This is a genomic window from Prochlorococcus sp. MIT 1303, from assembly GCF_001631965.1.
Classification (GTDB): Bacteria; Cyanobacteriota; Cyanobacteriia; order PCC-6307; family Cyanobiaceae; genus Prochlorococcus; species Prochlorococcus marinus_D.
This window is the reverse complement of the sequence record NZ_LVHK01000040.1, coordinates 65,497-79,086: the sequence shown is the minus strand read 5'-3', so window position 1 is coordinate 79,086 and position 13,590 is coordinate 65,497. Positions and strand designations below refer to the sequence as shown.

Here is a 13,590-nt window from a genome sequence, read left to right as displayed (position 1 = left end):
TCACCATACTTAGCTTTCCTGATTCAGTTTCAATACCGCCATGAATGCTTCCTGAGGCACATCTACTTTGCCCATTGCCTTCATCCGCTTTTTACCCTTGGCCTGCTTCTTCAGCAGCTTTTTTTTCCTTGAGATGTCTCCGCCATAACACTTAGCAAGCACATCCTTGCGCATGGCACTGATGCTCTCACTGGCAATAATTCGACTGCCAATTGAAGCCTGTAAGGGAATTTTAAACTGTTGTCTTGGGATCAGCTCCTTGAGCTTCTCCACCAGACCCTTACCAATATTGTAAGCCTTATCACGGTGTGCAATTGTGGTAAGTGGATCAGCCTTTTCTGCATTGATCAACACATCCAAGCGCACCAGATCATTGCGGCGATAGCCAATCAAGTGATATTCCATTGAGGCATAACCCTTTGTGCGACTCTTCATCTGATCAAAGAAATCCGTCACCACTTCAGCCAAGGGCAGCTCATAAATTAAGGTAACTCGCTCAGTGGTGATGTACTTCATATCAATGTATTCACCACGTCGTTCCTGGCACAAGCCCATCAGAGTGCCGTTGTACTCATTAGGGGCATAGATCTCCATCCGTACATAAGGCTCCTCTATTGATTCACGCTTCTGCGGATCTGGCAATGTTGCAGGGTTATCCACCATCAACATCTGCCCATCAATCATGTTCACCTTGTAGATCACTGAAGGAGCAGTAACAATCAAATCCAAGTCATATTCACGTTCAAGCCGCTCCTGCACAATTTCCATATGCAGGAGTCCTAGAAAGCCACAACGAAAGCCAAAACCCATCGCACTGCTTGTTTCAGGTTCATACTTCAGTGCTGCATCTGAAAGCTGCAGCTTGTCAAGCGCTTCCCTTAGATCTGGATATTGATCTGCATCCGTAGGGAACAAACCACAAAACACCATCGGCTTTGCCTCGGTGTAACCAGGTAGCGGCTCATCTGCTGGGGCATTGAGGAGGGTAATCGTGTCTCCAACCCGTGCATCAGCAACCGCCTTGATCGAAGCCGCCAGATAACCCACCTCCCCAGCATGAAGTTCATTGACCTCACACTGATCTGGTGACATCACACCGATCTCATCAAGCTCATAGCTCTTCTTGCTGGCCATCAGCAACACTTTGTCCTTCGTGCTGATCCGGCCACTGATCACCCGGAAATACACAATCACGCCTCGGTAGGAGTCGTAGTAGGAATCGAAGATCAATGCCTTCGTTGGCTCATCGATGGTATCTGCAGGGGGCGGGATGCGATCCACCACCGCCTGCATAATCTCTGATACGCCTAAGCCTGTTTTCGCAGAACAGGCAATTGCGGTTGAGGTGTCAAGACCAATGATCGCCTCGATCTCCTCTTTAATCCGTTCTGGATCAGAGCCCGGCAAATCAATCTTGTTGAGCACAGGAATAATCTCTAGATCGTTTTCCAGCGCTAAATAGACATTTGCCAGGGTCTGGGCCTCAACACCCTGACTGGCATCCACCACCAACAGGGCCCCTTCACAGGCCTGCAAGGAGCGGCTCACCTCATAGGAGAAATCCACATGGCCAGGGGTATCAATCAGGTTGAGCACATAGCTTTCGCCATCGGCAGCCGTGTAGTTCATCCGGGCAGCCTGGAGCTTGATCGTGATGCCCCGCTCTCTTTCCAAATCCATGTTGTCGAGAAACTGCTCCTGCATATCTCGACCAGCCACCGTGCCAGTGTCCTGCAACAGCCTGTCAGCCAAAGTCGACTTGCCGTGATCGATATGGGCAATGATGCAGAAGTTCCTCAAGCGAGAAACGGGAACGTCGGTCATGCGTTGGCGAATTCCCCTCTCGGGCGCTTTGGAGTCAGAAGCCAGATTCTAAGGATCCTGCTGATCTGACCAGCCAGGTGGATTACTCGCCAACTTCTACTGCGGCTACCTAGCGAAAAATGCATAAATCATCAAAAGATAGACTCTTGACTTACCCAAAAGTAAAAAGTTAATGCTCTAGGCTATCATGACTAAAGCCTACTTATTAACTAAGCCACTGCAATAAAAATATCAAAAAATCAATTGCAGCAGAAGCTCTCTATAAACTCATAAAGTACAGCAGGAAAAGATTAACTGGCAGCATTTATTTTTTAAGCTAATAACTACACGCTGTAACTTGAAAATATTTTTGCATTTGCAGAGAAGCAGCCAGTACCAGACCAAGACAAGCATGCCAAAGCATATGAACAATTCCTAGCAACAAACTGAACCGATCAACATCCAAACATCTAGCGAGCATCAGCAGGCCAACATCCAACTTGGCAAGTAAAGTTTGGAAATAGGCATCAGCTCCATACAAAGCATTTTCGGCAATTTGTAGAAAGCTTTGGTCTATTAATCAACCAATCCTTAATCTCCACCAAGTCACCAGACGCGACTAACAGCCGCTAATTATCTAACAGCCGCACCCTTAAACCCTCGCCACTAGCAATGGTGTACACATATAAGAGCGATTGCAAAGCGGGATGAACGAACTAATTTTCAACAGGGACTCTAACCCTGAGGCTATCCCTACGCCTCTAAATCATTCGATGAACCACAAAGCGCAATCCTAGACAAACCAGAAGGCCTGATCAGCGATCAATGATTTAACGATAGTGCATTAAAGGCTTGATGAACTTTATAGTGAGTGTATATTCGTTCGACCACATAATCACCAGAACTGCAATTAATCAAAAGATCAAGGCTGCTTCTCCGCAAAAGCAAGTCTTTTCAGAAGAACTTTAAAAGTCAGTTAGGTGGGCATAATCACCAACTGCAAGACAGACACCACCAACGGCAGTGGAATTGGTGAGTGCCCAAGTTTCTACCCTGCCCGCACAGAGTGGGAACAACGCAATCCTTTTGGCCACAAGAACTAACAATGCATTCCCAGAGCTGATATGTGGCAACAACAGTTAAAATCAAGTACCCTTTAATCGCTGTGAGCAAAATCACATCAATTATTGATCCAAGTCACCGCTTAACGGGCTTAGCTTGGAGAAACTATAGCTATCCAAGGAATCCCTAATGGCTACACAATCAAATCGCTATAGAAAAACTCATGAAGAAAGGGCATGCATCTAAAGACCAAAGAGTCCCTACTATCTAATTAGTCCCATGGCGAATCTTCAACAATTCCGTGATCTTTTGGCTGAGGTAAAACCTGAGGACAAGAACAAAATCTACCAGCTATTAGTTGCCGGACCAGGCAAAGCCTCTTGTCAAATTATTGAGATATGCTCAGAGAATGGAGTTGTTATATCCGATCAGGAGATTGACGCTTTTCGCAGGGAGATGGATGAGAATGGAGAACTTAACGATCTTGAACTTAGCCTAAAAAGCCTTACAAATCTAGCCGGTGGCACATCCAATCCCGCCGAAAAAGTTAACCGCAAAATACTTCCTGTGGGATTCACAATGGTGGAAGTTATTATTGCAGGTTTACTTATGGCCTCGGCAATGACTGCTTTTGCCAGACTTGCTATTTCCAGCATGCAAGCAAGCAGTAATCAATTGGAACGAGCACACATTGAGGCCGCAATCAATGACAACATCCAACTAATCCAAAGAGCCGACTCCCTACTAACCTATGACTCTATTGGTCAAGACGATGTCGACCAAAATGACCAACAGTTAGCGGCCTGCAATAATCCTGCTCTTTACCTACAACAACAGCTAGAATTAGAAGACGGAAGCCTTTTTATTGAACCACCTCAGCTAAAAGATGAGTCAAATAATATGTTGATCAATAGAACGATTGATGCGACTTCTATTCCAGATATTGCGATTATCACCTTTGATCTTAATGCACCAGAGAGCAACATATCTGCTGAAAGCAGAGTATTAGAAATCAGCCCAAGCTTCCAATCAAGTTGCTTTTAAAATAGCATTAATAATCGTGGAGCTGCTCTTAATTACAAGCCCAGTTTTTTTAGCCAAGTCCTAGAAGAGCATTACTGCGCTGACGCATATCAAGCAGTAGTAAAGGGTCAAAATTAGGATCCCGGCCATAACTTGGCAACAACTTGCGCAAGCGTTGTTGCCACGATTCACTCGCCATACGCTTGCTCCAGCATCGCTGCAACACTTCCAACATGATCGTTACGGCCGTACTGGCCCCAGGCGAAGCCCCTAATAAGGCAGCCAAGGAACCATCTTCAGCGGATACCACCTCTGTACCCATCTGCAACCGCCCCCCCTCGGCTGTGCGTTTGATGATCTGTACTCTTTGACCAGCAACTGAAAGCTTCCAATCATTCAACTGCGCATTGGGAAGAAATTCCTTTAAGGTTTCAAAACGATCTTTCTCACTCTGCTGTAGCTCTGAGATGAGATAGGCAACTAAATCAAAGTTTTTAAAACCCACCTCCAACATTGAGCGAAAATTGCTGCGCCGTACCGAACGCAATAGATCCAAGCGGGAACCTTGCTTGAGGAATTTGCTACTGAAACCCGCATAAGGCCCAAAAAGCAACGAACGGCATCCATCAATCCAACGACTATCAAGATGGGGCACAGACATTGGCGGAGCACCCACCTTGGCCTTGCCGTACACCTTGGCGTGATGCCTTGTAGTTAAACCTGGCTCGGAGCAGACCAACCACTGACCGCTTACTGGAAAGCCTGCATAGGAAGCTGCCTCTGGAATTCCCGATCGCTGCAACAAAGGCAACGCGCCCCCTCCTGCACCAAGAAACACAAAAGATGTCTGCACAGAGCGACTTCCAGAAGAGTGCTTGAGATCAAGATTCCACTGGTGCTTGCCGAGCCGGTGCAAATGAACGACTTCGCAGCCGCAACTCAATTCCAAAGCTCCGCTTGCCTGCAATGACTCCAGATAGGCCCCTGTCAACAACCCGAAATCCACATCCGTACCCCGCTTAATGCAGGTTGCAGCAACAGACTCTGCATTGGCTCGCCCTTCCATCACCAATGGCATCCATTCGGCAAGCTCAGCAGAATCATTACTCCATTGCATGGAGGCAAAGGCAGGTAGCGCACTCAATTGCTGAAAGCGCTGATGCAAGAAAGCCAAATCAGCATCGCCAAAAACCACACTGATATGAGGAACCAGATGTAGAAATTCCTGCGGTAGCAACTTGCCCTTTTCTGTCAACGAAGCCCAGAACTCCAAAGAGCGCTCAAAGGCGGCATTAATAGCCAACGCCTTAGCCGTAGCCACGCTGCCATCAGGCTGACGAGGTGTGTAATTCAGTTCGCAATTAGCCGCATGACCAGTGCCTGCATTGTTTTCAGCCGCACTGCTCTCAAGACCCGGCGCCTGCAGACGCTCGACAATCAACAAGCGCAGCTCAGGATCGAGCTCATGAAGCAGGGCCGCCAAAGTGGCACTCATAATTCCAGCCCCGACAAGCACCGCGTCGTAGCGAGACTGGGAACCAGCAACATCAGAGACCGCCACAACTTGAAAGCAACCCTGCTGACCAGGTTATGAGCGAACCCCCTAGGCTGAATAAATCCAAACGTACAGAACATCCATGAGTACAGAAGCCATGGCCCTCACCAACGAGAACGTAGAAACCGTTCTCGATGAATTACGGCCCTTTCTTATGGCAGATGGTGGCAATGTCGAGATCGTCGAAATTGATGGGCCTGTAGTTAAAGTGCGTCTTCAAGGTGCATGCGGCAGCTGCCCCAGTAGCACTATGACCCTAAAAATGGGTATCGAGCGCAAGTTGAAAGAAATGATTCCTGAAGTCAGTGAAGTGGTGCAGGTGCTGTAAAAACCTTTCAGCAAAAAATCTATTCGACGTCGGGCTCAGTCAATTCAGCCTTTGGTCCAAACGCGACGATTGAGATTGAGCTCCTCAACAACACCTAAGGCCATCGCCATGTCATCCACATAGCTCTTAATCAGCGACTTGCTCCAAAGCGTGCGAAAAACCCTGGCCTCGAACATGTCATAGTCGCTCGGGATGGCGACATAAACGTTCTCACCACAAAAAGAAAGTCGAATTTTTTGACCGGTTCGCTCGCGAAATGAAACGATCCGTTCCATAAGATTCGGGGTGAGAATGTATCTTGCTTCATCCTGATCATCCCCATAAACAACAAAATACTTTTCGAAAGCAGGATCTTCCAGAGTGATCAGTTCGGGATGTCGGCCAAGCTTCTGAATGCTTTGAAAAAATTTTCCAAGCCCACCAAAAAGACGTTCGGCTACATCTGGAAGCACCACCGTGGTGCCTTTGATTTGCTTATTGAAGTCGCCAACAAAAAACAAACCTTTAAAAATCGTGTGCCATGAGGTTTGTGTGGATCCATCAGAGTCGACGCTCTGAGACTTGTATTCGGCATGTACCTCGCTGAACTCGATACGGGTCTTGTCTAAGATGCCAAAAACCCTATCCTCGCCACGGTAACGATCAGGAGAAGCATTAAATAGCCCGCTTTGCAAAAACTGAAACTCGGAAACCCGACCGTGTGGATCATATTGAAGAGTTGAATCAAAGAAGTTAACGATTGCTGTAATAACGTGCTGCTTGAACTGCGACATATATTGTTTGGTAAGTTGCCTGTAGGCGATAGCAAAGGCAACCACTACTACGAGCAACAAGACAAAAGCCACGATCGGGTGGATTAGCTCAAAAGCAAACAAAATGAATATAGTAATCGTCAACAAGGCGATAAAAAATAAGATCATCACTATATTCTGCAGAATGCGCTTTCTTCTTGTTTCAAATATCCTTAGAATAGGCATGATTTCTTGGCGGAAATAAGAAGGATAACCACCAAAAAAGGATCTTTTATTTACCATTAACCAGCGAAGAGGTTAGCTGCATTTGGGTTCTCTCTTTCGATAGCAGGGATTTCGAAAAGAGGGCGCAGACGATAGCCGAACAGCCCAGCCAAAACATTAGTGGGAAACATTTCAACAGCATCATTGTAGTCTGTGGTTACAGCATTAAAGGTACGTCTAGCGGCAGAAAGCTGCTCCTCGATCTCATTAAACGATCCCTGAAGAGACAGAAAATTCTGGCTTGCCTTAAGATCTGGATAATTCTCAACTGCAACCATGATTGACTCCATGGCCTGGGAGAATTGATTTTCCAGCTCAACCCGGCCACGTGTGCCCATCCGTCCACTCTGGGCCAAGCCTCGAAGCTCAGTTAGCTTGGTGAGGGTAACTTGCTCATGCTGCATATACTGATTAACTGTTGCAATGAGGTTCGGGACAAGGTCATATCGCTTCTTGAGCTGAACATCGACAGATGCAAAGGCGTTTTTAACTCGATTCTTTTTCGCAACTAGTGAATTAAACATCACTACCACTACAACAAATATTAGCAAAGTTGCTAACAGGAAAAAGACAGCGGTAGGCAAAGACAAAAGGAAAAGACAACTGTTTTCGTATTAACATCCTTAGCGTAGGAGGGCAAGAAAAAAGTGAAAAGTTAGAAGAATTGTAAGAAGTCGTCAAGCGATAGCTTTGATTCGTTAGAATAGATTATTAAAGGTTAGAGAAAAACACTCCATGCCCAACGAAGAAGAGGATCCCCGTGACCAAATGCCCAACCTCTCTCCGCTACCGAGCTCAAAAGAATTACTGCAGCTTCCTCTGCAAATAGTAGTGTCTTTTATAATTTTGGCCGCATTATCCTATCTAATTGGCATGGGAGGAATAGTGCCAAAATTCGGTTTATAAAACAAGCAGAGAAGCATGACGAGCAAATATTCATTTTTTTCATTAAGCTTTTCGACCTGTACATCGTTCGTCAAAAGAGTTGCTAAAGGCTAAATGGTCACTTCTACACAGGATGCTTGCCTTAAGCATTTTTATATTTATCCCAAGACATACTTGCCAAGCACTAGAATATCTTCGCAGTACAAACACCTATGAGAAAGGATCATTCGAGAAGCAAGGTCATTTGCATGGATGGTGAATCTTGGGTAAAAGTGAAATGTGATGGTGGTTATGAGTATCTAAAAGTTGATGAGCTACATCATCTGACAGATGAACTTAAATTAACCCCAAAATCAACACAACATAAGTTAAAGAATAAAAACCCTCAAGGGTCAGGTTCTGGTTTAAGCAAAAAGGATTATGAAAAGTACTGTGAGGTCAACTAGGATCTATATCCCTGGATGAAACAATGTAGCCAGATGAGGCTACCTTTCGATTAGCTTTAGACTGATAATTAATCATAAGGAAACCAACGAAAAGCAATGAATCAAAGATGGCAGGTTGGAGACTATTTCTACTGGTGGCACACCCCACTCCTAAGACGACTCCTTCTCAGACCGTTGGGTCAATTATTCTCTGATAATGACCTAGAAGGGGTTTATGGTGGTGGCAAACAGTTTGATATCATGAGAAACCCCTTAGAACAAACACTTTCATTCTCCCCTTTAACGAGTCATGACTAAGGACAAAACTGACTTAGAAATTCTTTTATCTAAGGATGAAGATATTGAACCTCCTGATGAAGATGATGGTAGTTGGAGATTTGACTATATGGATGACATGGTTATCGAAGAGCTGATGAGAGTTGGCATCACCAAACAGACCTATGAAATTTTTCTGATCGACGTCTTCAAAGACAAACAATCCTTCATCGATGAACACCTGAATGGTGATACCTCAATAGTAGATATTTATTCAAATAATGATGAGATGTTTAGGAACAATTATCAAATAGGTTGTTACTGGGTTAACAAAAGCCTGAACGAAACTCACTATAAATTCAACTTTCCCTTTGTTGTTTTCTACCATCAACAACACAGAAAGGAGGAATGGACACGTTACGTCTCCGTAGATGATTGATTACCACTCCACATGAATAATCATATCCCTAACTAGGGAGAATCCTAGGTTCAGATATTGTATGGAATTCTATTGACTGACATGCACTACGAACCAATACATGGTCTTGATGTGACTCATAGAGACATCTGCCCCGCACTCGCTAACAAGATCTAATTTAACGAGTGGGCTTTACTTCAACAGCCTAAGAAATCTCTTGCAGTGCAATCCTTTTCAGAAATAGAGTATCAAACCTATAGCAACAGCTTTACAAACATTATCCACAGATGTGGGGAGTAATCCCTATAAAAAAACATGGTGTATGAGTATATATTGGCTATAGATAATCAGTAAACAACTGACTGGATAGATATTAAGCTAGTAAATGGATCTTCTTCGATCCTCATCCTCTCACCAAGGATTTTTCCAGACATAGCGCCCAGTGCTTTCTTCCCGAGTGACAGCTATGCAGTTAGTAGAAATAAGCCAAAGAGCCTGAAGAATTGGCTTGGGATTGTAAAGGTATACCTTTGGGAAAGCATTTTTCAGGGCAACAGTAGCTTTGCCAGCATGGTAATGAGGCATCCAAGGTGCGATGTGATGAATGGCATGAGTAGAGCCTATCTTGTGATGGAGGAAATCAATTACTTTTCCATATGGCCTATCGATCGATAGGAATGCACCTCGCAATTGGGTAAATTCTGAACGACCAAGGTGGGGAACATCAGTATCTGTATGATGCAACCAAGTGTAGGTCACTAGCCAGATATTAACTACTAACAGAGGAGCTATATAAATTGCGAAAACAGTAACAAAGCCATCATGCAGGCTCCAGGCAATCAAAGCAAACAAAGTCAGGCCTATACCCCAATCGGAAAGCCATACTTTATTTATCCATTTTTCTGTCCACAGTTTTTTAGAGAAAGGTGCTATCGGCCAGAAGTGATTCGATAGGCCATATTTTGGGCCTCCCGTCTTCCCAGTCAGCAAATAGGCTGGCCAGCCAAAAATCAGATGAAGCACAAGCTGAAATACACCATATTGAACTTTTCCTAATTTGCCTGCTATGGCTATATCTTTTTCACCACCAGCTTGCTCATCAATTCCATTGCCACGAATAACCAAAGGCACGTGGGTCTCACCATTGGCGATATGGTTTGTATAAGTATGGTGAACTAAATGTGAACGCTGCCATGAGAAATATGGAACAAGAAGCATCGAATGCAACACATATCCAACGAATGTTTCTAATTTCCTATTTTTCGAGAAAGCACCGTGTCCGCATTCATGGGCGATGACCCATAAACCCATTGCTGTTGTGCCAGATACAAGCCAGTAGAGAAACCAAACAGGCAATAATTCCACACTAAGAGGAATGGAGATCCCTATAAAAATTACAATGCCCTGTATGATCAGAGATTGCGCTAGATAAGCAAGGGAAGTTTTGGTGCTGCAATTCAAGCATTGATGGGGCAAAATAGCCTTAATTGCAACCAGATCAGGTATATCGGCTTTGGAAACCTGAAGCGCCTTTCCATTGAGGCCAGACATCATGATCTCTTTAGCAGCTTTTTGTCTGAAAAATGTTTTTTCATGACTTTATGAATGATCATTCAATGACTATGGTTTGAAAGGGATCAGTGGATAGGATAATTGATAAAATCTCTGATTGCCGCTTTATGGGCAACTCAAGATGAAGGCAAATCATCTTACTTAGCTTATGAGCCAGTATGCTCCTTGCTTCGCCTAACCATCAGCTAGCTAGATCTAAGTCAATTCCTTTAATCTAAAGTAATAGGACATCAGTAGATAATGTGAGATTGCCTATAGAGATCGAAGAGCTTCAATGACTATCTCTACTTGAAAAGACTTCCCTATTGGCCCTTTAAACGATGTTTCTCCGATTGTGGCCCGTCACATCCATAGAGATAGCACTTAGAAGCATGTAGCTTTGACGGGTCTTAGTGATGTAGTTCGGGACCTTTCTGAACGGCACCTAGACCAACAGCGATATCAACACCAATCCAATAATGCTTAGAGATCTCTGCCCAGCACTCGCTAACAAGACCTACTTCAACTAAGCAGTACTACTGCATCTCGCCATGAAATCGCTTGCAGTGCAATGCTTTTGAGGGATAGAGAATCAGACCTATACCAACAGCTATACCAACGTTTTCCGCAGATTTCAGAAGTAATCCCTACAAGAAAAAATCCATGAGGGATAGGAGTTTGTGAATATCAAGCAGGTTCCTTTGCTCTGCTGGTTACGACTCAACACACCTTGTTCGCCCTAACAGATCATGTCTCAAGGAAATAGACGTGAGTTGCAGAGGGGCTATGGGGGCAACCAGGTCCGTCTACATACGTTATATAGCTTCAGACATTTGCGCTCTAAAACCTCGCTTCAACAAGAACTTTATCTTCTTCAGGTAATTTCTTGGAAGGATGGATATGCTAATTAAAGAAGCTTTATGCCAATGGCAACTCTAGAACGATTCAAAGAAGTACAAGCAACTTTAAGCAAGGAAAAGAAAGTTGAACTTTATAACTTGTTTCTTCAGAGCCCAGAGAAGGGTATTGAAGCGATTATTGAACTGGCAACTGAGCTAGGTGAGTCAATTACAAAGGAAGAGGTCTCACAGTTTATTTTAGAGATTGATGTCGAAGATGAATTTGATGATGTTGAACTGGATGAAGCAACACTGGCAGCAGTAAGTGGTGGTTATAGCGGCGGCCGTAGGGGATGCTGTAAAGAGGAAGCACACGACGAACCTTGGGGACGTTGTCCGGGGATGCGTCCAATGCGTAAGTGGTTATTTGGATCTAGAGTTTAACTTCAAATCAACTAATTTATCTCTTCCAAACCAATGGCTACTCTAGAAAGATTCAAAGAAGTACAAGCAACTTTAAGCAAGGAAAAGAAAGTTGAGCTTTATAAACTATTTATTGAGAACCCAGAGAAGGGTATTGAAGCGATTATTGAACTGGCAACTGAACTGGGTGAGTCAATTACAAAAGAGGAAGTCTCACAGTTTATTTTAGAGATTGATGTAGAAGATGAATTTGATGATGTAGAACTAGATGAAGCAACACTTGCGGCAGTAAGTGGCGGTGGTGGCGGCGGCCGTAATGGATGCGGCTGTAAAGAGGAAGCACACGACGAGCCTTGGGGACGTTGTCCGGGGATGCGTCCAATGCGTAAGTGGTTATTTGGATCTAGGGTTTAACTTTAATTCAACTCATTTATCTCTTCAAAACCAATGGCAACTATCGAACAATTCAAGCAAATCAGAGCTTCTGTATCTCCAGAAGTACAAACAGAGCTTTATGGGCTTTTAGTGCAAGACCTAGATGCTGCAGTACAGAGGATGATTGAGATTGGTAATGAGAATGAAGTCAGCTTCACTGCTGACGAAATCAGTTCTTATCTACAGGAGATGGATGCAGAGGATGAGTTCGATGATATTGAACTAGATGAAGCAACATTGGCGGCAGTATCCGGAGGATTCGTCAATGAGTGTATGAAAAGTACCGGAGGCGGTGCTAGTTCTAGAGAGAATGCCTCGCAGGCCAAAAGCGCCGCCATCACAGCGAAACTGGACGCAGAACATGACGTTGTGATGGCCCAAAGGAGAGTAAAAGCAGCGCAGGACGCGTTGAGCGCAGGCATTGCAGCGGCTCAAAAGAGAATCAACGAAGGTAGCGGAGATAACTTTATGTAAGCAAACGGCTTGCTAATGAGGCTAACTAATATCCGGTAGATTTCTCCAATATTCCATTTCTGGTAATTCCTCTCAGGACCTGTGACCAAGATCACAACTAGCAATGATTGTAATCAATGACGTAGTAGGGAAATTGGGAGATGATGTGTTCATCAGAGGGATAGATCTCTCACAACCATTCAACCCAATGACTGACAGCGAACTATCAATTGAACAGCAGCAGGAGGAAGATCGGTGTGAAGATGAATCTTTGACTGAGGCTGTGATTGGGTTATTGTGGGCAATCGTATATGTGATGATGCCGGTTGAGCGCGGGTCTTGCTCATAAGGTTGGCTTTGATGTAGGACCTATAGGCCGGAGAGCTTAAGTGATCAAGTAATATCCGGTAAATTCCTCCAATACTCTAATGCTTCTTGCTTCATAGCTTCTAGCTTGTGTTGGTCACGTGGTAGTTCGATAGTTGTATCTCCGAAAGTTAGAGTTCTAGATTCAGGCTTAGCATTAGGTTTGGCTATTGGCTTAGCTGTAGGCTTCTTGTAGGGCGCTTGTAAGTGATTAGTTCTTGATGGAGCTTTAACAGCTTTCTTTATGTTCTGCCTTGGTATCTGATTGATTGGTTTATTGATACTTAGTTGCTGTACGGCTTGAAGCTCTTGTTGTTGTAGCTGTTCTATTTCAGGTATGAGTAGTTGTTGAACCTTGAGTTGTCTTCTTGCGCAAGATTGGGCTTGCTTTGGGCGTAATAATTGAGTAGGCATGTATTGATAAGTTCAAGAAGTTAAGGAAGTTGTATTAAAGATAGTGGTTCACAAGCTCGCTTTGCTCGCTCGTTCACCTCACCATCAGCAATAGGGAGCTAAAGAGCTGTTGTGTCTTTCGTAAATAGTGTGTGGTCCTTATGAGCACAGCAACCTTTCCAGCCTGTTCATCAGATGAGTGTACTGTTGGGAGAGGTTTTTGATTGTCTGTTTGTCTTTATCTTCTTGAGCTGCTAGCAACATCTTTTCGTAGATGCCGACTTTGCTGAGCATGGAGCGGCAAAGCTTTTCTTTGGCTGTCGTAAGTGTCGTCATGGT

Annotated in this window: 13 protein-coding genes; 7 read left to right on the top strand and 6 right to left on the bottom strand. The window is 44.3% G+C overall.

From position 1 onward, the window contains the following. Positions 1-9: 9 nt before the first annotated feature. Positions 10-1,824 carry a translation elongation factor 4 gene (gene lepA / locus PMIT1303_RS05660; protein WP_063397877.1) on the bottom strand — a complete coding sequence of 605 codons (1,815 nt, stop codon included), beginning with the start codon at positions 1,822-1,824 and terminating at the stop codon, positions 10-12. A gap of 1,320 nt (positions 1,825-3,144) precedes the next feature. Between lepA and PMIT1303_RS05650 the strand changes: the two genes are divergently transcribed. After that, a complete protein-coding gene (locus PMIT1303_RS05650; protein WP_063397875.1) occupies positions 3,145-3,909 on the top strand; it encodes a hypothetical protein in 765 nt (254 codons plus the stop codon). A 49-nt stretch (positions 3,910-3,958) separates the two neighbouring features. Here PMIT1303_RS05650 and PMIT1303_RS05645 read toward each other — a convergent pair whose 3' ends face one another. Then, positions 3,959-5,449, bottom strand: coding sequence for a malate:quinone oxidoreductase (locus PMIT1303_RS05645; RefSeq protein ID WP_063397874.1), 1,491 nt, complete (start codon positions 5,447-5,449; stop codon positions 3,959-3,961). Positions 5,450-5,525: 76 nt separating this feature from the next. Here PMIT1303_RS05645 and PMIT1303_RS05640 point away from each other — a divergent pair, with 76 nt between their 5' ends. Then, positions 5,526-5,771, top strand: coding sequence for a NifU family protein (locus tag PMIT1303_RS05640; RefSeq protein ID WP_063397873.1), 246 nt, complete (start codon positions 5,526-5,528; stop codon positions 5,769-5,771). Between the two features lie 44 nt (positions 5,772-5,815). On the opposite strand, the gene PMIT1303_RS05635 is transcribed toward PMIT1303_RS05640, so the two are convergent. After that, positions 5,816-6,748: a DUF3137 domain-containing protein gene (locus PMIT1303_RS05635; protein ID WP_231901354.1), complete on the bottom strand. Its 933-nt coding sequence runs from the start codon at positions 6,746-6,748 to the stop codon at positions 5,816-5,818. 56 nt (positions 6,749-6,804) lie between these two features. After that, positions 6,805-7,377, bottom strand: a complete 573-nt coding sequence (locus PMIT1303_RS05630) for a LemA family protein (protein WP_231901352.1) — start codon at positions 7,375-7,377, stop codon at positions 6,805-6,807. Positions 7,378-7,920: 543 nt separating this feature from the next. Between PMIT1303_RS05630 and PMIT1303_RS05625 the strand changes: the two genes are divergently transcribed. Further along, positions 7,921-8,118, top strand: coding sequence for a hypothetical protein (locus PMIT1303_RS05625; protein ID WP_063397871.1), 198 nt, complete (start codon positions 7,921-7,923; stop codon positions 8,116-8,118). 289 nt (positions 8,119-8,407) lie between these two features. Beyond that, positions 8,408-8,812 carry a hypothetical protein gene (locus PMIT1303_RS05620; RefSeq protein ID WP_063397870.1) on the top strand — a complete coding sequence of 135 codons (405 nt, stop codon included), beginning with the start codon at positions 8,408-8,410 and terminating at the stop codon, positions 8,810-8,812. Between the two features lie 390 nt (positions 8,813-9,202). On the opposite strand, the gene PMIT1303_RS05615 is transcribed toward PMIT1303_RS05620, so the two are convergent. Beyond that, positions 9,203-10,345, bottom strand: a complete 1,143-nt coding sequence (locus PMIT1303_RS05615) for a fatty acid desaturase (RefSeq protein WP_063397869.1) — start codon at positions 10,343-10,345, stop codon at positions 9,203-9,205. 923 nt (positions 10,346-11,268) lie between these two features. Between PMIT1303_RS05615 and PMIT1303_RS05610 the strand changes: the two genes are divergently transcribed. The 3 genes from PMIT1303_RS05610 to PMIT1303_RS05600 are packed head-to-tail and all read left to right on the top strand — an operon-like array spanning position 11,269 to position 12,513. Continuing rightward, positions 11,269-11,625, top strand: coding sequence for a hypothetical protein (locus PMIT1303_RS05610; RefSeq protein WP_156486918.1), 357 nt, complete (start codon positions 11,269-11,271; stop codon positions 11,623-11,625). Between the two features lie 33 nt (positions 11,626-11,658). Next, a complete protein-coding gene (locus PMIT1303_RS05605) occupies positions 11,659-12,018 on the top strand; it encodes a hypothetical protein (RefSeq protein WP_063397867.1) in 360 nt (119 codons plus the stop codon). Between the two features lie 33 nt (positions 12,019-12,051). Next, on the top strand, positions 12,052-12,513 hold the full coding sequence (locus PMIT1303_RS05600; protein ID WP_063397866.1) for a hypothetical protein: 462 nt from the start codon (positions 12,052-12,054) through the stop codon (positions 12,511-12,513). Positions 12,514-12,885: 372 nt separating this feature from the next. On the opposite strand, the gene PMIT1303_RS05590 is transcribed toward PMIT1303_RS05600, so the two are convergent. Continuing rightward, positions 12,886-13,272, bottom strand: a complete 387-nt coding sequence (locus PMIT1303_RS05590) for a hypothetical protein (RefSeq protein ID WP_231901350.1) — start codon at positions 13,270-13,272, stop codon at positions 12,886-12,888. Between the last annotated feature and the right edge of the window lie 318 nt (positions 13,273-13,590).

Coding starts and splice junctions, on each gene's coding strand:
- lepA (WP_063397877.1), bottom strand. CDS start 1,824: ATGACCGACGTTCCCGTTTCTCGCTTGAGGAACTTCTGCATCATTGCC.
- PMIT1303_RS05650 (WP_063397875.1), top strand. CDS start 3,145: ATGGCGAATCTTCAACAATTCCGTGATCTTTTGGCTGAGGTAAAACCT.
- PMIT1303_RS05640 (WP_063397873.1), top strand. CDS start 5,526: ATGAGTACAGAAGCCATGGCCCTCACCAACGAGAACGTAGAAACCGTT.
- PMIT1303_RS05635 (WP_231901354.1), bottom strand. CDS start 6,748: ATGCCTATTCTAAGGATATTTGAAACAAGAAGAAAGCGCATTCTGCAG.
- PMIT1303_RS05625 (WP_063397871.1), top strand. CDS start 7,921: ATGGATGGTGAATCTTGGGTAAAAGTGAAATGTGATGGTGGTTATGAG.
- PMIT1303_RS05620 (WP_063397870.1), top strand. CDS start 8,408: ATGACTAAGGACAAAACTGACTTAGAAATTCTTTTATCTAAGGATGAA.
- PMIT1303_RS05615 (WP_063397869.1), bottom strand. CDS start 10,345: ATGATGTCTGGCCTCAATGGAAAGGCGCTTCAGGTTTCCAAAGCCGAT.
- PMIT1303_RS05610 (WP_156486918.1), top strand. CDS start 11,269: ATGGCAACTCTAGAACGATTCAAAGAAGTACAAGCAACTTTAAGCAAG.
- PMIT1303_RS05605 (WP_063397867.1), top strand. CDS start 11,659: ATGGCTACTCTAGAAAGATTCAAAGAAGTACAAGCAACTTTAAGCAAG.
- PMIT1303_RS05600 (WP_063397866.1), top strand. CDS start 12,052: ATGGCAACTATCGAACAATTCAAGCAAATCAGAGCTTCTGTATCTCCA.
- PMIT1303_RS05590 (WP_231901350.1), bottom strand. CDS start 13,272: ATGCCTACTCAATTATTACGCCCAAAGCAAGCCCAATCTTGCGCAAGA.